Here is a 20,902-nt window from a genome sequence, read left to right on the forward strand (position 1 = left end):
AAATATGTCTTTTATGGGTAAAAAATTTGGATTTTTCTGGGCGGTAGTGGCTCTAGTCTTTTGGGTTGGGACACCCCAAGCGAATGACGGAACAACACAGACGGCTGCTCCAGAAATTGCCGTTACCCCGAAAGCACCAGAAGCTGTTGCGCCTTCAATGCCAGAGGCGGCTATTCCCGTTATTAATATTACCCTGGCGCCGCCCGCGCCGGATGCGTTGCCTCAAGGGGCTGATGTTCGCCACGGGCAAGCAGACTTTGCTTATTCACCCAATAATTTGGATGTCAAAACCCATACAGATCTGACCCGTATTAATTGGAAGTCTTTTGATGTGGGAGCCCAGGCTCGAGTGGGATTCGATCAACCTAGCCCACAGGCCGTGACGGTCAACGAAGTTTTAGAACAAAAAATGTCACATATTGCGGGGCGGATTGATGTGAATCAGGGGCTGGTCTATATCACCAACCCCTACGGTATGGTGTATCACGATGGCGCTGTGATTGACGGACACGTGGTGGCCAGCACCTATCGGTTGAATCAGGAAGCTTTTGATAAACGGGGAGAAATGCTGTTCGAGCCCGTGCACGGTATTGATGGGGAGATTTCTGTTGAGGGTAAGGTAACGGTTCGGGGGCCAACGGCCGAGCAGGGTGGTCTGATGGGTATCATTGCGCCCTATTTCACTAACAAGGGACATATTTTAGGGGAATTGAGTACGATTGAAGTGGCCTCTGGCGGTGAAAAAGTGCGGGTGGCCTTTAACCGGGATAAGCGCATTCAATTCACGGTGGACGGTACGGCCAAGGGCGCAAAAATCAGCGCGACCAAGGGGTCTAAGATCGAAGGTAAAGAAATTGTGATGACGGTAGGGGCTGTTGAAAAAGTTCTGGATCATGCCATTCGCATTGATGGAGAACTTAAGGCCACGGGTCTGGTTGAGGGAGAAGGCGGAAAAATTTTCTTGGATGGTGGTGAAAGCGGCCAGTTAAGTATGGAAGGTAAGTTGGATGCATCGGGCACGGAAAAGGGCGGCCAGGTTGTCTTACAGGGTAAGAAAATTTCTATGGGCGTTGAGCAGGACTCTGTGATTAATGCTAGCGGTAAGGAGGGCGGTGAGGTTCTTCTGGGGATACATGAGTATGATAGCCCAGCGCCTGGGCGTAATGAAGGTCGGGTTAAAACCAGCCATACAGATGATGTGATTCTTGGAAAAAAAGCCCTGATTGATGCATCTGGTACAGAAAAAGACGGCGGTCACATTGTTACCTATGGTCGGGAAAGTGTTCTTTTAGAAAAGGGAGATCATTCCTATAGTTTGGCGGCTCGGTCTGAAGGCGGTAAGGGTGGTTTCATTGAAACATCTAGTAAAAATGTGGAATTATTAGGGCATGGGGATGTATCGTCTGGGGTTGGTTCAAAGTCGGCAGGGCAGTTCTATTTGGATCCTATTAGTATTTTTATTCAGGATGATACGGGGGGATCCAATATTTATTCTTCTGGTTGGGTTTATGATCAGCTGCAACTGGGAGATTTAACCTTGTCGACGGGGATAGGTTCTGATTTATCAGCGAATGAATCCATCACCATCAATGCCTCTATTGGGGATTGGGGAGCTAAAACCCTTTCTTTTATTGCAGAAAAAATCACTATCAATGCGCCCATCACAAACTATAGCAGTGGGACTCTTAATTTAAGGGGTCATCGGAGCGGAGAAGTGCATCTTGCTTATAATTCTATAGAATTTGGCGCTGGTTATGATGATGGAGATCCCGGCAGTATTTATTTTGGGAATGGGGGATTCATTAAAACATTTACGGCTAATGGTCAGGATATTTCAGATTATGTGACGGTTGGATCCCAATACCAAGCTTATACCAATATTTATACGGCAGCGCAGCTGGCAGCGATGACAAGTGGAACTGGCAGTCCCAATAATTTTTATGCAGTGGCGACAGATATTGATCTAAGTGCTTATAATGGAGGGGTATGGACGCCTTTAGATCTTTCATATGTGGTTATCACGGGAGATGATTTAAATGGAGGGTCCTATAAAATTCAAAATATGAACGTGACTGGTTTAGACGGCTCTAACAATGCGGGGTTTGTAGGGACCGGTGGTTACGGCCCTAACTTTGATCATCTGATTTTTGAAAATCCCAGTATTACCGTTACAAATCCAAGTTCTGTGGGAATTTTAGGGGGGAATTTATACGCCAGCACTATAAAAAATTGTTCTGTTATTGCAAGTGGCGACATTATTAATGTTACCAATACCAATGCATCGGCTTCTAACATGTATGTGGGTGGTCTTGTAGGGAATTTGTACCGTAGTAGCATTCAAAATAGTTATGTTAATGGAAATGTTGTCATGACCAACACTGCGGCGGCTACAGGACTTACGGTGATGATGGGTAGTGTTTTTGGAGAAGCATATCAAGGAAATGCAGATCAGAGTTTCTCCACAGGCAATGTGAAGGTTCATAACCAGGGCGATGCCTCGTTAGGTACCCTTTCAATTGGTGGATTTGCAGGGGATATTAATATTAATGGCGGTAGTATTTCTGATTCTTTTTCTCTAAGCAATGTGACCGTTGACAATGGAGGCGATGATAGTCACGGATCTATTGATACCCTTAATGTGGGTGGATTTATTGGAAGCAATGGAAATACTATTTCTACCAGTTATTTTGCTGGAAATATTTCCGTGACAGCGCAGGATACTAATGCCCAAAACCTACATGGTTTTGCAGGAAATAATTCTGGAACCATTGGCTCTGCGTACTTCTATGTTGATCCTCTTGCCCTAATAGAAGATCCTAACGCCACTAAGTTGACAGCGGCACAGATGTCAGATATCCACAATTTTTCTGGTGGGGAGTGGGGTACTAGATCCACTTGGAAAGGGGGACATGATTCTTATTCTAATGGGCGTTCCCTGTATCCCTATCTGGTGAACACGGGGGTTCCGGTTCCGGTTGCTGTTGCAGTAGACCGTGTGTATCCCGTTATTACTTATAGTCGTGGATTGGTTGTTCCTCAAATTACTACGACCATTCTAGATGCAGACGGGGACAATCTTGCCGTTTCACAGAATCAATATTTCGTGCCACCTAAGGCAGTTTTCTTATCCACAACAGGTGGAGGAAACCCCATGGTGGGGGAATTTAATTCAAACGGAGAACCCCTTGTTCCGAATTTTTATTATGGGGGGCAAAGCTTTATAGGTTCCCTAGATGGTCTTGTTTGGGAAACGGCGATGGTGGGGGATAGTTCTAGCAACTTTAATGCCCAACAGTTTTATCTGCAGGATGGGGATCTTTCTTTTAAGGGAGGAGAGTGGGCTCACGAATACACTTTGCAGGGGGATTTGACTAATTTACGTACTTTTACTTCTAGCGATCCCACCACGACAGGGCTTCTAAGTGGTACCATCACAACACGGGGAGGACAACACCATGGAGTTATTAGTGTAGTGAGAGATTCCACATTAACTTCAACAAATACGGATGGTGACTATCAGTATCCTGCTGGATTTCTGTCATTTCATTCGCCTATTGATAATGATGGAGATTCTCCACCAGTGGCCCTAACCCTGGAAGTACATTCTGGTAATGGGATTAATCTTTTTAGCGATGCAACAGTGGCAACAGTGGGGGCAACCCATCCCTTGGGTTCTTTGACTACCAATGGCAATCACCCCTTCAATTTATATTCTAATACCATTACGACAACAGGCGATCAAACCTATAATGGATGGATACAGCTTAATTCGAATGCCACTTTGACGGGCGATAATATTACCTTCAATAATAAAATTGATGGAACCTATCAGTTTACGGTCGTGCCAACTACTATGGCAACTTTTCATGACCTTGTAGGGGTTTGGAACAACTCATTATCTTCTTTAATAGTAAATGGTCCATCTACCTTTGCTATTCAACAATACTACTGGGATTGGCCAACTGTTCAAACATCTGGTTCTTCAAATTTTGACGGATCTGACTATGGGCAAATTTACCAGAACGCAGTGACTTTAGGGTATGATCAGTATTTCCAAACGAATGGATCTAGCATTCTTTTAGGAAATGGTTCTGGTAGTGCAGGCGTTAATGGGGATAATCATTCTCTGACATCAATGAACGGGAACGTTACAGCGGCTGATGGAACTACATGGGGGAATATGACCCTTTCTGTCACGGGAGCTGTTTCTGTTGGGGACCTGACTATGAGTGGAGTCAACATTAGCACAACTGCAGGACAGACCTATGCTGGCGCTTTGGTTATTACAGATGATACTAATTTAACCGATAATAGCGGTTCTGGCATTCAGTTTATATCAGGATCCGTCAATGGATCTGCTGATGGCGTAGGAAGTTTAACGCTTACTGAAAATGGGGAAAGTTTCATAAACATTAGTGCGCCGATTGGACAGACCCATCCTATTTATTCTATCGGTACCAATGGATCTTTGATTATTAATAGATCTATTGCTACGTCAGGCGCAAGTGGTTCAGACGTTGATCAGAATTATGGTAATGCCGTAGCTATTGGAAATTATGAAATTACCTTGTCGGGTGCAAATATAACATTTGGATCTACAATTGATCCGTATAGTGCAAATGGCAGCCAAATTTTAACTTTGACCACAAGTGGAACCGCAGGGACAACATTCAGTTCAACGGTTGGGTCAGACGCTTTAGGTCAATTGATTGTGAATGGGGGCCTGAATATTGCAGGCTCTGCAGGAAATTCTATTACAACAGTGGGTGGGCAAACCTATCATGGGCCTGTATCTTTAGTTGCTGTAGATCAGCATGATACTGATTTCGGAACAATTAATTTAACTGATTCTAGTTCTATTACTTTTAATGGAACAATTGATAGAGGGGATGCGCCCTCACAAATCTTGAATATTTCAGTTGGGAATGGAGATGGGACTGTAACGTTTAATGGAAATGTGGGGGGTTCAAGTCCTCTTTTTACCTTAAATATCATAGGTCCTACCCATATTGATGGGGTTTCTATTACCACTACAGGGGTAGGCTCGTCGATCGTTGACCAAACTTATAATGGGCCAGTGGTACTGGGGGCTGTTTTATCTATGCCGGGACGGGTTGGTAGAGCTTATGTACCGAGCACTTCTTCCTTATCAGGGGTCAACATTAATTTTCTAAGCACAGTGGATGGGGGGCACCCCTTAGCGGTTAGCACTTCAGGGGATACAGGTGTTACATTTGGTGACCTTGTGGGGGATGACACATATTTGGATTCTCTTTATGTGACAGGTTCAGCCGTAATAGGGAATAATATCAGTACGGCAGGAGGTGGCCAAACCTATGCAGGGCCTGTAACGCTTTTGAATACAGAAAGCAACATGACAACTTTCACGGATACAGAAAGACTCTATCTCGGAGTTTCAAATCCTAACGGTAGATTTGGTACGCCTGTTGGGGCTGTGGCTAATGCAATTATCTTCAATAGCGCTGTGGATGGAAGTGAGGATGGCACACAAGGGCTCACCGTGAATGCAACCAAGTTTGTAGAGAATTTCTTATCTAATGGTACTGTTTCTTTTAATGGGGGTGTGGGGCAAAGTTATAGTTTTCCATCCCTAACAACGACTGCAGGAACTTCAACAACAATTTCAGAAAATGTTGGCAGCCCTGTGGACACAAACGCTGGCCCTATCGGGTATTTGGAGATCAATAGTCCGACCATTTTAGGGGGGGATATCTATACTGTAGATGGGCAAAATTATAATGGCTCTGTTTCTTTAACTTCAGATGTGACAGTGCAAGATCAAAGTGTGGATTCGGGCAGCAGTATCGTAAATTTTAATGGTACCATTGATTCTTTTGATGGAGATGCCCAATCTTTAACGGTGATTTCAGATTCAGAAGGGGCTGGAACTGTGAATTTCTATGGGGATATTGGGTATACTAATGTTTTGAATACTTTGAATGTAACCGGAACTTCAATATTTGGGGGGAATTGGGTGATTTGGCAGCCTGGGCAGCTAGAAAGCTCACAACATTTTGGATTTGTTAATACTGTGGGCAGCCAAACCTATAATGGACCTGTTCAGCTTGGGGTTGATATGTGGTTCGAGGATAATAACTCTGATCGCTCTTTAAGTTCGGTAGTGTTTAATAGTACGGTTGATGGAATAGATGATATTAATTTTTCTTTTAAATCCGGTTCTTCTGTGCAAAGTTTAGTGCTTGGTTCTGGAGTTGGCAATAACTGGCCATCTGATTCTGCTATAGGCACTATAACTGTGGGTCCCGTTGGCACTCATGTGGCAATAGGAGTAATTTTCACTTTTGGAAATGCCACGTTTAAGGGAGATATTGGTACAAGCACTATGCCCGTGGCGCTTGTTCTGGCAGGATTGGAGCTTGCAGACAACACAGAAGTTACAACCTTAGAGGGGAACGTTTATACCATTTTTGGGCAAGAATATATAGGGCCTGTTTTGCTTGGGGCACCCTCGGTGACGTTGACGAATTTTTCCGATAATTCAATACTATTTAATAGTACTATTGATTCAGTGACCCCTGGAGGATCAGATTTGGTTCTTAATCCTTCTGGGGGCGGTGTCAGTTTTGGAGGGAACGTTGGGGCTAATGCTCCACTGAGCAGTATTACAGTGAATGGAAATAGTGAGATAAGTGATGATAATCCTGGCGATAGTTTCTCTTTTTATACTACAGGAAATCAGACTTATAATGGGACCTTTACGAATTCAAATCCAGAAAATGCAAGTTTTGTAGCGGGAGTTTATCCTTCCAGTCTTTACATATTAGAACACCCAAGTGATGGTTTTTCTTCTTCTCTTAATACCATTGGTCGTAACGGGTCCTTTTCTATTAATGGCGGGGGCAGTGCCAATTGGAATGGCAATATTTTAACCCTTTCTGATTTTAATAGTCATCGATTTATGATTTTTCCTGGTGAAGGGGTTGTACAGGGTCCTCAAATTCCTAGCCAAATTCCTAGCCTTAATGGAACGCCTGCGACCAGTGTTCTAGTTGTTAATACAGGTTTGGGAGCGGTTGTTGGGAATGATAGTATTAGTTCTGGAAGTGGAATCGTTGTTGGGGATGGTCAAAGTATTAACTGGGATCCTGAGTCAAATTTGATTGTTTTCACGGGATTAAATGGCGCTCATTATACCCTTATTGATGCTGATACAGGGTTGAATGTTGATATAGGATCAAACTCTCAGGACGTAGCTGTTCCAACATATCCAGGTACAGTTACTTTTGGAGGGCAAGTTGATCTGGGCTCTGTCACTGTAGGATCATCAGACCTGCCATCAACCGTCTCTTTATCGGCCCCGGTTAACACAGGAATGGGGCAAACCTATTATGGTCGAGTGGTGCTGAACACTTCAGATGATACAACAACTCCGTCTTATACGATTGGCTTGACGGACAGCAATTCTGATCCAACTTCTAGCTTTGTAACCTTTAATAGTACGGTTGATGGAAATCCTGATGCTTACCAACAGTCTTTGGTCGTAACTGCCAACTCTGATAGTCCCAACGGTGTAACTTTCGGCGGATATGTAGGAAGCACCACTTCACTGAATACCCTTTTTGTGACTGGTACTGTTCACATGAATGCTGGAACTAATCAGGGTGATACTACTACGGTTACAACAGCTGGGGATCAAACCTATAATCAGCGAATAATTCTAGGGGCTGACGCAATTATTAATGCCGCAGGTACGGTTACGTTCGCTGGGGTAACAGACGACCATAGTTTGACCGTTAATGCTCCTACTACCATTATTAATGATGCTATTTATGAACTTGACAATCTTAGTGTGATTAATGGGGACGGCGTAACACTGCTTGGGTCAAACGTCACAACTTATGGCAATCAAAACTATTATGGGACTATTCTTCTGGGAGCCCCTGGTGGATTCACTCTAACAGCAGGAGATACGGTTTCTTTGCAAGGGGGTGTGAATGATAACATTGCTGGTTATGATTTAAGCATCCACCAATGGTATAATAGCAACAAATACCAAGGCGGAAGCTTACAACTTGGAGGGGATTTTTCATTTGGAATCTTCAATGTCCCTGGGGTAGATCTCGGCGGGCCTCGCTGGAGTGATCCCATCATTACACTTATTGCAGATACAACTTTTAATTTTGACCCAGAAAGTATTCAAGGCATTTTGGGATTGGCGAATGGGGGGAATGCTTTTACAGGTGGCGGACACACCCTAACTGTTGAGCCCGCAATCACATTTCCAACCTATATTGCAGGTCCTGATCACGCAGGCTTTAATGGAAATCTTATTTTTAGCAGTGATGTAATTTTGGATGCTAATACCGCCATTAAAGTGGTGGATGGGAGCTCTGTGACTTTTTCTGGAAATGTGGATGGGCCCTATGATTTTACCGTGAATACAAATTCAACCGGTTCTGGCATGGGAAATATCTTGTTTAATGGTTCGGTAGGGTATGCTTCATCTTTGAGTTCTCTTACAGTTACAGGAAATACAACTTTGGAAGGTAATGTCAGAACGGCTGGAGGACAGCAAAGTTATATAGGACCTGTTACGATTAATAACCCAATCACTCTCGATACAGCCGATGATGGGGATGCACAGGGGGCGAATATAAGTTTCTCAGATAGCATTAATAGCGCAGGAGAAGGTGATTATTCTGCAAACTTTGATTTAAATATTTTTGCAGGTGTAGGCACAGTAAGCACTGGAAGTGATGTGGGATCTTCTTATAGTTTGGGAAATTTTGCGGTTCATAGTGAGGCAATTAATTTGGGTGGGAACGTTACAACGGTCGGCGGGCAGAGTTATAACGGTAATGTTACGCTTACAAATAATGTGATGTTAAGGGATAATAATGATAATCTGGAAAATAGTTTTATTCAGTTTTCTGCTAATCTAGATAGCGATGGTATTGACGGAAGCAGCAATTATCGCAACCTTAGAATTCAAGCGGATTCTAGTGGTGGAACAGGCTCTGTTACGTTAGGCACTGTTGGAGACGCCTATAAGTTAGGGAGCCTGACTATTGTAGGAAATGCTATTTTAAATGGCTCTATCAGCACAGTTGGGGGGCAAACTTATAATCAGACTGTTCAATTGAATGCGATAAATCCTTACTTGGTAACTCTATCTGATCAAAATGGAGACTCTTTAGGGGCTAGTTATATCTTCTTTTATGATTCAGTAGATACTAATCGAAGCCAACCAGATGACCCCTATCAATCTTTGACGGTCATGGCAGGAACAAATGAACAACCAGGAATCGTTACTTTTGGAAATGGCATAGGCAATTGGAATCAATTAAATGTGCTTACTGTAACGGGGGCGGCTCAAATAGGCGGAAACATGACAGCCTCTGGCGGACAGACTTATAATGGTCCAGTTTCTATTATTGATAATTCCATAGGAGATGATAATGATCCTGAGACCATTTCTATCAATTTTGACACCACAGATGGGGGGAATAACTCAACTGGGGCAGATATAACCTTTAATAGCACAGTAGATGGCTATGATGGTGATTCTGATGATACTACAAACATAGCTGTGACCGCAGGGACTGAGGGTACTGTAACATTTGCTGCAGATGTGGGTACTAACTTTGCTCTCTCAAATTTCACAGTAGTTGGTCAAACAATCAATTTGAGTGGGAACGTTACAACAACGGGCGGACAAGAATATAATGGGGCGGTTAGCCTTAATAATAGTCTGCAACTAACCGATACAAGCACGAACTCTCCCGGTGGGACTATATCTTTTGATAGTACGGTGGATGGAGCCCATGACCTAACAGTCAGCACTCCTTTTTCGACTGAAATCTGGGTAGAATTTGATGGAGGAGGGGGAGAATACGTTCCTCAACTGCAATCTGGCGGGACTGCAAATTTTGTAGGTAACGTAGGGGGTATGAGCATTCTGAATTCTCTGGATGTTTCATCAGGTGCTTTGATAAATTTGGGTGGTAACGTTACCACAGCTGGAACACAAATTTATCGTGGGCCGGTTGTTCTGAACGGGGATGTTTCTTTAGATACAACCAGTGATGGAGACGCAAATGGGTCTAATGCAACTTTCTTAAGCACAGTTAATAGTTTGGAAGACTTAGACTATAATCTAACAGTTAACGTTGGAACAGAGGGAACAGCAACCTTTGATGATTCGGTGGGGGCGCAAGTTTCTCTTAATGCTCTTCAGGTTACAGGGGCAGCAATCCTAACAGGTGATGTTTATACAGCAGGTGGGCAGACCTATGGTGGGCCTGTGACCTTGACCGCAACACCTTCAGGGGATCCATCCATTGGGTGGATTACCTTGCATGACCCTGATTCTATAACATTTAATGATACGATAACGGGTACCAGCCAAGGGTTGTCATCTAATAACGCTGGAACAACTACTTTCAATGGAGATGTTAACATAGAGGCACTTTATGTTGGTGGAGCCACAGCTATTAATGGAACGACGACGATTACGACTGCTGGGTTTCCATTATATACCAGTGACCAAACCTACGATGGACCAGTGTTATTTGGCTCAGATGCAAATATCACTTTATCAGGGGTTAACCTTCAATTTAATGGAGCAATTGATAGCTATGATAACGATAATTTTGCAAACCTAACGCTCAATACCACGGGATATACTGGCTCTGTTTTCACTCAAGATGTGGGCAGTAATGCGCCTTTAGCATCTCTGACGGTTAATGCGACAGATGGATATGCTCTGTTCCGAACCAATCCAATTTCTGTAACAACGATAGGGGATCAAACTTACAATGCTACTTATGGCACGTGGCTGGATAATGGGGATAGTGCAATGACCTTTACCTCAGGGGGCACAGTTTATTTGAGCAATGGTGTTTGGGGCGCTGGAAATCCATTAACCATTGCCCAATATAATAATGGAGACAGTTTAGTTGGCGGCAATCTGAGTTTCAACGGTGGGGAAAATAACTATTCTTTTACTTTCGGAACATTAACCGTTCCAGGAATTGCCACGGTTTCTTTGGCAGGAGACACAACCTTTAATTTTGATGCAGGGAGTATCACAACAATCTTGGGGATTTCGGACACTGGAGGCACTTTTGCCGGAAATGATTGGACCCTTACGATTCGACCAGACTTCACTTTGCCAGCAACTATTACGGGTCCAGATGATGGTTTTGATGGGTCTCTTATTTTCAATGGCAACATAACCTTAAATCAAGATTCCAGTATTATTGTAAGAGATGGTTACAGTGTAACTTTTAATGAGACAGTTGATGGAAATTTTAATCTTACAACAAATGCTCATGCTAACGGATCTGTATACTTCCTGAATAATGTGGGGGGTGACTATCCTATTCTATCGCTAACAACTACAGGGAATACCTATTTAGGATATAGCAATAACTTGTATGGATCCCCAAGTAGTAATGAAGTCATATATGTTACAACAAGCGGATCTTCTCCCTCTATTACAGATCAAGATTATAATGGTCCGGTGTGGTTGGGATCTGGTACTAGTGCTGTTTTATCAGGGGTTAATATTCTATTTAATGACATAGTTAATAGTAACGACGGAGATAATTTTGCAAACCTAACACTCAATACCACGGGATATAATGGAGCTATTATCACTCAAGATGTGGGGATCAATACACCTTTAGGGTCTCTTGCGGTGACTGCTACAGATGGGTATGTAATCTTCCAGAGTAATCCAATTTCTGTACAAACTTCGGGGGATCAAACTTACAATGCTGCTTATGGCACGTGGTTGAATAATGGGGGTAGTGCAATGACCTTTACCTCAGGGGGCACAGTTTATTTACACAATGGTCTTGGGGGAGGTGACAATCTATTAACCATTGCTCGATATAATACAGGAGATGACTATATTGGCGGTAATTTAGTGTTTGGTGGCGGAGGGTATACTTTTGGAACGCTTATTGTTCCAGGGGTGGGAGCGGCCACTGTTTCTTTAGACGGCAACACAACTTGGAATTTTGATCCAGCAAGTATTTCAAATATTTTAAGTATGGCCGATAGTAATGGAGATTTCTTTGGTAACTATGATGCTCTGACCATTCAACCCAGTATTACTTTGCCGGGTCTGATTACAGGGCCTGATGGATTCTTCACGGCCTTTTTGACCTTTAATGGTGATGTTAGTTTATTTCAAGACACAACCATTAATGTTACAGATGGCTATACCGTAACATTTAACGGTAACGTGGATGGGGCCTATAATTTCACAGTGAGTGCGGGCAATGGTGGTGACGATGGTCCCATTGGAAGTGTCTATTTTAACAGTGTGGGGCTAACAACACCTCTTGCTTCCTTAACGGTCAATGGGTATGCGGGAACCGATGGTGGGGGATTCAGCTTTAATACAACAGGTAACCAACACTTTAACAATGGATTTCCCAATATGAACACGGGGGGAATTATCAATGCAACAGGTCCAGGCGCCATGGTTACATTTGGTGGATCTGTGGGAACAGGTCAAGAATTCAGGCTTATAGCTGGCACAGCTGATAGTCCTGGAACGGCTCAATTCATCTCAACCATTAATACCTTTAGTTTGACTATTGGAAGCGCAGGAGATGGGGGAGTTGCGACAATTGCTTCTTTAGGGGGGGATGTTACAACCACCAGTGGGCAATCCTATAATGGCCCTGTTCAGATTATGGCAGGCTATGGTGAGGGGATAACTCTAACATCTGGAAATTATGTGAGCTTTAATAGCACAGTGGATGGATGGTATGAAGGTGGGCAAAACCTGACAGTCAACGCAAATTCAGGAGATTCACCTGTTGCCTTTGGGGGCCCTGTAGGTACTAACAGAAATCTGGGTAATATTAATATTACCGGCTCTACCATTGATTTGTTTGGCAATGTGTCAACAACAAATGGCCAAACCTATAATGGGTCTGTGCGTTTGAATACAGATATTACTTTTACAGATAATACTTATATAAATTTTGGAAACACAGTTGATTCTTTTGATGCAACGCCTCGATCTCTCATCTTAAATGCAGGCTATGGGGTTTATTTCTATGGTAGTTTAGGGTGCACAAATCCTTTGAATATTTTGTCCATTACAGGGGCAACTGTGTTTGGAACATATACAAGCATTATCTATAATGCCGAGGGATCCTCCTTTTATGGAACTGTTAACACGGTGGGTGGCCAAACTTATAATAGCCCCATGTACAATGAAGTTGACATGACCTTTACGGATCAAAATGACACTCTTTCTAATAGTTCTGTTGTCTTTAATACAGTGGATGGCTATGGCAACTTTGATGGTCCTAAACCATTAGCAGGGCAGACTGTAACAGTCGTTTCTGGAACAATTCAGGACCCAGGAACTGTTACGTTTAATGGGGGCGTGGGCAATAACATCGTTATTGGAGACGTTATAATCACAGGCAATACTACTTTTGCCGACAATGTGGGAGAGGCTAGCTTAGGGATAGGAGCGCTTCTGATCAACAATAATGCCACTTTGAATGGTAATATTACAACGACAGGAGGGCAAACCTATGGGGGTGCCGTTACTATTATGGGTGAAGTATTCCTAAATTCTAATGCTAACACCATTACCTTTAACAGTACCTTGGATGGATGGTCTGACGGAGAAAACACATTGAACCTTTTTTCTGACGCAATTTTTGAAAACAGCGTGGGAAGCCTTGCGAGTTTTTATGAACTTAATGCGGTGGCTGTTACTATGAATGGTGGCAGCGTGACAACAGTGGAAAATCAATCTTACTATGGTCTTGTTACGTTGGGTGTTGGCACAACGCTTACGGCTGGAGGGGCTGTTTACATTAATGGAGGAGTCGCAGGGGGTGGCAACGATTTAACTGTTGATAGCACGTTACAGGTGACTCCAGATTTCACAGATCTTAATTCTCTTGTTGTGACGGGTGATGTTTCTCTTTCTGGAAATGTCATAACTTCTGGAAATCAAACCTATAATGGGTCTGTGGTTTTATATGATGAGGATCGAACCTTAACATCAACTGATGGAAATATTCAACTTCAGGGCGGAGTTTCAGGAAATGGTAATGCTCTTACTACTTCAGGAGATTTGTATTTGGGAACGTTAGAATCTACAAAATTGTTTACAGGATTGAGCTCTCTTTCATGGAGCGTTCTTCACCCCTATCTTGCGGGCAACATAGTTGTTGATGGAATGCATACCTTAAGTAATTATACGGGTTTGAATAGCCCTGATGCTGGTACTCTTCTATACTCTTTGATGCCAGCAGATGGGGGAAGTTACGGCATTGAAATTACGGCAGATATAGGGCTTTCATCTACGCTAGGAAGTTCACAAAACTTTACCTACTTGCAATTTGACAGCACTGTAACTTTGGGGGGTAATGTTAATTTAATAGCAGAATCAGTTCTCTTAAATACTGTTAATAGCGATCCTCATGACCTTACAATAACGGGAGGTGCGATTTTCCAAGGGCCCTTAACCGTCAACAATCTAACCGTTACAGGAACAACGACCATGAACTATAGTCCCATCATTACAACAGGTAACCAAACCTATCAGGGAGCCATGAGTCTGGGTCAGGATACTACTTTGCAGGCGGGCGATTCTAATTCTGTTACAATTGGAGATGTAGATACTAGTAATGATGGGCACGCCTTAACCCTGTTGCCTAATGCAGTTATTACAGGAGACTTGACAGGGCTGACATCATTTACTGTCGGAAATGTTGACTTGCCTGGCACTACAGCTCTTGGAGGTTCTGTGAGCACTGTTGTTGAGGGAGATTCAACAGGCGACCAAACATACTGGGGACCTGTCAACTTAACAGTGACCCCTATTACTTTAACATCAGGTGGAGGAATTTATTTCAAGAGTACTCTTGAAGGGGCTTCCGATCTTATTTTGAATGTTACAACAACAATTGATTTGGCTGCAGGGGCGGGGGCAACCTATCCCCCACTAAGTTTGACTATAGATGGTGCCATTAGTTTGGAAAATGATGTGGTGATAGCCAACTCTCAAGTTTATGCAGATACAACAATTACAACAACTGATGCGATGTCTTTGGTTCATCTTGTGGCGAATTCAGGAACGATTACAGTTAATGGAACTGTAAAACCAGCAGGCCTTTACACAGATGTGGGTCAATATATGGTTGGTCGAGATACTCCTCCTGCTCCTCCTCCGCCCGCTCCGCCTGCTCCTGGTCCTGCACAAAACACAGCTAATGGGATTACAACGGCGGTCTCAACAAGCGTAGCCACCATAGGAACAAGCGTTATTACTACAAACACAATGCTGGCAAACTATAGAATGGAAGATCTAGCCTCTACTGACTACACAAGCACACCTATTTATACACTTACAGGGACTAGTTTTGGAGGAACTGGAGTAGGCGGCGGCACTTATGGAGGAACTCGAGAGGAAGATGATGAAGGGAACCCCTTACCTTAAAATCTATGGGTTTTCAACCCAGTTAGCAATTTTTCTGATTACCCAGCTATCGATAATTTTTCTTTCCCAGCCCCTAAGTCCCAAGTCTAGTTTTAGCATTAGGCTGTGATTTACAAACTCATCACTCTTACGATGGTGCCATTTTAGGATATTGTTGTGACCAACGCCCTCAGCATCAACCAACACAACCCCTTGGGGATTTTTGGCATATGTTAAACTGAGCAAAGATTGGTCATACATATGGCGTCCCCCCAGCTTTGAATCTGGCAAAATCATATCTTCGTCTGAACAGTAGTCTAGCCATTGTTGAATAAATTTACGGCCTGTTGGCGTATTCTTCACCAATAGAAATCCTGCCCAGATAAGGCGAGATTCCTGGCAAGGCTTTGTTTGACAGTTGGCCTTAATCAATGCCTCTAACTTAATACGATTCCCAAGAAACCCAAAGATTTCCCTATTATATTCCGCCAGAATAACATCATGAGTTTTGAGCAGTTCCAAAAGAGGTGACAAATTTCCCTTAATCATAAACCCACTGTCACAGTATAAAATGTACGCATTTTCAGGGGCCTGTTTCATGGTATTCATAATGACCCAAGGTTTCCATAGCCAGGCTCCCGCCCCAGATTTATGATCAAAAATTCGTTGATGACTTTTAACAAAAACTGGATCGATTAGATGCCTTTTATAATTGAAAATATAGCTAACCCCCTTTTTAAGAGCAGAATAAGTCAACATTTTTTGGTTTTTGTGAAAGACTTCATGTCCATCCGCATAAGATACTAAATAAAGGGGTTCTGTGATTTCTTGTTGCAAGGGTGCTTTTGAAAGATCCCCCACGAAAAAAGCATGCATAAACACGAAAGCAATCAGGGCAAGGCCTAGAAAACTTAAAGCGATAACTGTTCTTAAAAGAATTTTTTTCATAATTTTACAAACAGATAAAATCATTTTTTCGGATATTCTTCAACAGATTTCTGGAAATACCTGCGATCATGACCTATATTGTGGTGATGCAACCTACTATAGGTAAATTTTGATTATTCTTGGTATAGAAACAAGCTGTGATGAAACGTCTGTGGCTCTTGTTACGGCAGAAAAGAAGATTTTGGCCCATCGGGTGCTATCCCAAATGGATCATGAATCTTTCGGGGGTGTTGTGCCAGAGCTGGCTGCCCGGGCCCATTTACAAGCTTTAGAATCTCTTTGTGCACAGACATTGCAGGATGCCCAGATTGGGTTTGATCAAATCACGGCTGTTGCGGCTACTTGTGGGCCCGGATTGATCGGAGGCTTGATTGTGGGGGCTACTTTTGGAAAGGCTTTGGCTTACTATCACGAGAAACCCTTTATTCCCGTGAATCATTTAGAGGGCCACGCCCTAACGGCCCGGCTTACGAATGATTTAGAGTTTCCTTATTTGTTGCTTTTAGTTTCTGGGGGCCACTGTCAAATTTTAGCGGTTGAGAATGTGGGATGCTATAAACTTTTGGGAACAAGCTTGGATGATGCCGTGGGGGAAACCTTTGATAAGGTGGCGAAAATGCTAGAGTTACCCTATCCCGGGGGCCCATCCTTAGAAAAGGCCGCCCAAAAAGGACACCCAGATCGCTTTCTTTTTCCCCGCCCTCTGACCCATCAAAACAATTGCTCTTTTTCCTTTTCCGGTCTTAAAACGGCTGTTCGCTATCAGATTGAAAAAAGCATGCCTCTGGATCCCCAAGATGTGGAAGACATAGCAGCCTCTTTCCAAAAAGCAGTGGCGGATATTTTAATCAATCGTGTAGAAAATGCTTTTAAAATGAACAGTCATCTCAAGACGTTTGTGATGGCGGGGGGAGTTGCATCCAATGCTTATATTCGGGGAAAAATGGAAGATTTTTGCCAAACCCAGAATATTCGATTTGTGGTGCCGCCCCAAAATTTGTGTACAGACAATGGGGCCATGATTGCCTGGGCAGGGCTGGAAAAGCTGCGTTTGGGCTATGAATCGGATTTGAATTTTAGCCCCAGACCTCGTTGGCCGTTGGAAGAATTAAAGCTTGGCAGAAATTCTTTCAATGTATAAGATGTCTTTCATGTTTTTTCATGCTACACATGTAGTACGATTCAAATAAATGTAATAAACGAGGATACAATGCAAAATTTTTCTGGCCTGATGCATGGCAAAAAAGGCTTAATTATGGGGCTAGCCAATGATCGATCTTTAGCGTGGCCCATTTCTCAAAAGTTAGCTGAGCAAGGCGCCCAATTGGCGTTTACTTATCAAGGTGAGATTTTAGAAAAGAGAGTTCGCCCTTTGGCGGAATCTTTGGGATCTGATCTTATTTTGCCTTGTGACGTTATAAACCCCACTGATTTGGATGCAACTTTTGAAACAATAGAAAAGACCTGGGGCAAGCTAGATTTCGTTGTGCATGCGATTGCCTATTCTGATAAGGAAGAGCTCAAGGGGCCTTATTTTAATACAAGTCGGGCCAATTTTTTGAATGCGATGGATGTTTCTTGCTATTCTTTTACAGCTATTGCTCAGCGGGCCCAGAAACTGATGACAGAAGGCGGCAGCTTGATTAGTTTAACCTATTATGGGGCGGAAAAAGTTATGCCTCACTATAATGTTATGGGTGTTGCCAAGGCTGCTCTTGAATCCAGCATTCGGTATTTGGCTGTTGATTTGGGTCGCCAAAATATCCGCGTTAATGGCTTGTCTGCAGGACCTGTGAAAACTCTAGCTGCTTCAGCTATTGGGGATTTTGGGTATATTTTAAAATGGAATCAGCATAACTCTCCGCTAAAACGTAACGTCAGTTTGGAAGATATTGGCAAGGCAGGGCTTTATTTGCTTAGCGATCTGTCTTCTGGGGTTACAGGGGAAATTCACCACGTAGATTGTGGATATCACGTGGTTGGAATGAAATCAGTTGATGCGCCTGATATAAGTATTGTATAAAGGGTAATACATAAATTTCAGGAGGACACACTATGGACATCATTCTTTACCCTTTGATTGAGCTTATTAGGCTTATTATTGCTCTGTACAACGGAGCTCTTATCGTTTACGTGATCTTACATCTTTTGATGGTGTTCAAGGTTTTGGAAACAAAGAACAAGTTTGTTTCTGGTGTTTATGAATTTCTGCAGAAATTGATTGAGCCTTTGGCCCGTCATATCCGGAAGGTTATTCCAACAGTTGGTGGATTTGATCTATCCATCCTTATTTTGTTTATGGCGTCTTATTATTTGAGCTTGTTTTTCCAAGGCATTGCCATTCGGTACTCTATGTCAAGTATGATGAACATACTATCGTAGGTATGCATGGTTCAGATTTTAGATGGTAAGCACCAAGCGGAACTTTTAAAATCTGATCTTATCAAGAGAATTGCGGATCTAAAAAACAAGGATGTTCATCCCAAACTGGCCGTTGTGTTGGTGGGGGATGACCCTGCCTCCCATCTTTATGTGAAGAAAAAGCAAGAAAAAGCTGCCCAATTAGGTATTGAAGCAACACTATATCGTTTGCCGGCGGATACGACTCAACAGAAACTTCACGAACAGTTAGGTGCTTTGAATCAGGATAATACCGTTCATGGGATACTGCTGCAGCTGCCCCTTCCCAAACATTTAGATACACTGGAAGCCCTTAAAAACATTGATCCCGATAAAGATGTGGATGGGTTAACCCCGACCAATGTTGGTCTATTTTCTCTGAATGTCCCTAACTTTATTCCCTGCACCCCTCAGGGATGCCTTCATCTGATTCACCTGTGGAAAAAAGATTTAAAAGGGCTGAATGCCCTTGTGATTGGTCGTTCTGCTTTGGTGGGAAGCCCTGTGGCCCGTTTGTTACTACAAGAAAACTGTACTGTAACCATGGCTCATAGCCATACGGTAAATATTGCAGACCTTTGCCATCACGCAGATATCGTCATTGCCGCTATAGGCAAAAAGAATTTTGTTCAGGGAACTTGGGTCAAATCGGGTGCTTGTCTTATTGATGTGGGAATTAATCCCCTGGACGACCAACGCATTACGGGGGATATTGATTTTGACACAGCCACGAAGGTAGCTGGAGCCATCAGCCCCGTGCCTGGTGGGGTTGGTCCCTTGACCGTTATATTTCTAATGACAAACACAGTTAAGGCGGCTGAGCAGCAGGGGAAGGCTTCCTAATGGCTGTTCATTTTGTGGGAAACGTTCTGAAAGGTTTGTCAAAAACATACTTGGAAAAAAAGGGATATGTGCTTAGCACGCTTCTTAACAATTGGGATTTTGTGGTGGGGGAATCTTATGCGGCCTACTGCCTACCGGAAAAAATATTTTTCAAAAAGGGGGAACCTGGCACTTTATATCTAAACGTTTACAGCCCCAGCATGTTGATGAGTTTGCAACATGTTTATTTGTTGCTGATTGAAAAAATTAATACCTATTTTGGATACACGGTTCTGGAAAAAATTATTTTCAAACGGGCGATTATGCCAGAAAAAATAAAGCCGAAAGCACCCTTGCCCCCGCCTCCTGACAATCCGGCTGTTCAAGAACTTTTGTCTGACTTCCCCGAGGGTGACTTAAAAGAACGCCTTCGCGATTTGGGGAAAAGGCTGCACACCTAAGGTTGCGCTAAGAAAATAAAATTGAAAATATAATCCTTCTTATTGCCAGTCCAAGCATCATTATGATGGATCCCGCTATCAAAAAATTCTAAACTCTGAAGCTTCCCGTCAAAAAGAGCAAATCCTTTGTAGCCAAGGCCTTCAATCCATTTTATGTCAGATAAGATAGAGCGTTTTGTGTGGCGTTCTTCCATTTCTATAAGAAGGGTAGGTTTTTCTCGTTTCAAAGTTTTTTCCGCACCCATTAGAACTTCTTTTTCAAAGCCTTCCACGTCAATCTTAATAAATCCAATATCTTTCAAGTTAAAGTCATCCAATTTCTTGCAATCTACCTGGATAGGTAAAAAGTTCTTTTGGATATTGTTAGGATTTAAAGAAGCTCCTTGATTTGACAATTTTCCTTTGCGTCCCAAGGGAATCCGAAGTGTTTCTTGACGGGTCTTATCAGAAAGTGCACAGGAGAAAACTTCTGCATTTGAAGGGCTATTTTTTTTCAGGAAAGCGAACATTTTGGGATTTGGTTCAAAGGCAAAAACTTTTTTAGAAAGCTTAGCTAAGGCTACCGTATAAGTGCCTTTGTTTGCCCCTACATCAATACTATTTTTATTTTTGTCGACCAAAAAGGGAAGCATCCGAAACTCCGGCTCACCTTTTCGATACTCTTTCTTATGCCTGTAGGAAGCATACCAAGATCTGGGTACAAGATGATATTTGATAAACTCTTCTAGAGAAAATTTATATTGCACAACAAGTTCCTTTCTTTGAATGTTTATACCTCGATTCCCTGTCGCTGAATAGAGGATTTTCCACTCTTTTTTGAAAC

General features: G+C 42.8%; 8 protein-coding genes. 6 read left to right on the forward strand and 2 right to left on the reverse strand.

From position 1 onward, the window contains the following. Positions 1-13: 13 nt before the first annotated feature. Positions 14-15,469, forward strand: coding sequence for a filamentous hemagglutinin N-terminal domain-containing protein (locus WCG05_01810; protein ID MEI8320730.1), 15,456 nt, complete (start codon positions 14-16; stop codon positions 15,467-15,469). A 3-nt stretch (positions 15,470-15,472) separates the two neighbouring features. On the opposite strand, the gene WCG05_01815 is transcribed toward WCG05_01810, so the two are convergent. Continuing rightward, positions 15,473-16,420 carry a hypothetical protein gene (locus tag WCG05_01815; protein MEI8320731.1) on the reverse strand — a complete coding sequence of 316 codons (948 nt, stop codon included), beginning with the start codon at positions 16,418-16,420 and terminating at the stop codon, positions 15,473-15,475. Positions 16,421-16,505: 85 nt separating this feature from the next. On the opposite strand from WCG05_01815, the gene tsaD reads away from it, so the two are divergent. The 5 genes from tsaD to WCG05_01840 all read left to right on the forward strand — a co-directional run bounded on the left by tsaD (position 16,506) and on the right by WCG05_01840 (position 20,079). Further along, positions 16,506-17,537, forward strand: a complete 1,032-nt coding sequence (gene tsaD, locus WCG05_01820) for a tRNA (adenosine(37)-N6)-threonylcarbamoyltransferase complex transferase subunit TsaD (protein MEI8320732.1) — start codon at positions 16,506-16,508, stop codon at positions 17,535-17,537. Positions 17,538-17,606: 69 nt separating this feature from the next. Continuing rightward, positions 17,607-18,419 carry an enoyl-ACP reductase FabI gene (gene fabI / locus WCG05_01825; protein MEI8320733.1) on the forward strand — a complete coding sequence of 271 codons (813 nt, stop codon included), beginning with the start codon at positions 17,607-17,609 and terminating at the stop codon, positions 18,417-18,419. A gap of 32 nt (positions 18,420-18,451) precedes the next feature. Next, entirely contained in the window at positions 18,452-18,778 is a 327-nt protein-coding gene (locus tag WCG05_01830) for a YggT family protein (protein MEI8320734.1), read from the forward strand. A 6-nt stretch (positions 18,779-18,784) separates the two neighbouring features. Then, a complete protein-coding gene (locus tag WCG05_01835) occupies positions 18,785-19,639 on the forward strand; it encodes a tetrahydrofolate dehydrogenase/cyclohydrolase catalytic domain-containing protein (protein ID MEI8320735.1) in 855 nt (284 codons plus the stop codon). After that, positions 19,639-20,079, forward strand: coding sequence for a DUF721 domain-containing protein (locus tag WCG05_01840; protein ID MEI8320736.1), 441 nt, complete (start codon positions 19,639-19,641; stop codon positions 20,077-20,079). Before WCG05_01835 ends, WCG05_01840 begins: the two co-directional genes overlap by 1 nt. Here WCG05_01840 and WCG05_01845 read toward each other — a convergent pair. After that, on the reverse strand, positions 20,076-20,825 hold the full coding sequence (locus WCG05_01845; protein MEI8320737.1) for an FkbM family methyltransferase: 750 nt from the start codon (positions 20,823-20,825) through the stop codon (positions 20,076-20,078). The two genes, WCG05_01840 and WCG05_01845, sit on opposite strands and share 4 nt — an antisense overlap. Positions 20,826-20,902: the final 77 nt, after the last annotated feature.

Source organism: Alphaproteobacteria bacterium (assembly GCA_037146715.1).
Taxonomy (GTDB): domain Bacteria; phylum Pseudomonadota; class Alphaproteobacteria; order UBA7879; family UBA5542; genus JBAWWO01.

Bases quoted from the DNA above. Each gene is read 5' to 3' on its own strand.
- WCG05_01810 (MEI8320730.1), top strand. From the start codon at position 14: ATGGGTAAAAAATTTGGATTTTTCTGGGCGGTAGTGGCTCTAGTCTTT.
- WCG05_01815 (MEI8320731.1), bottom strand. From the start codon at position 16,420: ATGATTTTATCTGTTTGTAAAATTATGAAAAAAATTCTTTTAAGAACA.
- fabI (MEI8320733.1), top strand. From the start codon at position 17,607: ATGCAAAATTTTTCTGGCCTGATGCATGGCAAAAAAGGCTTAATTATG.
- WCG05_01830 (MEI8320734.1), top strand. From the start codon at position 18,452: ATGGACATCATTCTTTACCCTTTGATTGAGCTTATTAGGCTTATTATT.
- WCG05_01835 (MEI8320735.1), top strand. From the start codon at position 18,785: ATGGTTCAGATTTTAGATGGTAAGCACCAAGCGGAACTTTTAAAATCT.
- WCG05_01840 (MEI8320736.1), top strand. From the start codon at position 19,639: ATGGCTGTTCATTTTGTGGGAAACGTTCTGAAAGGTTTGTCAAAAACA.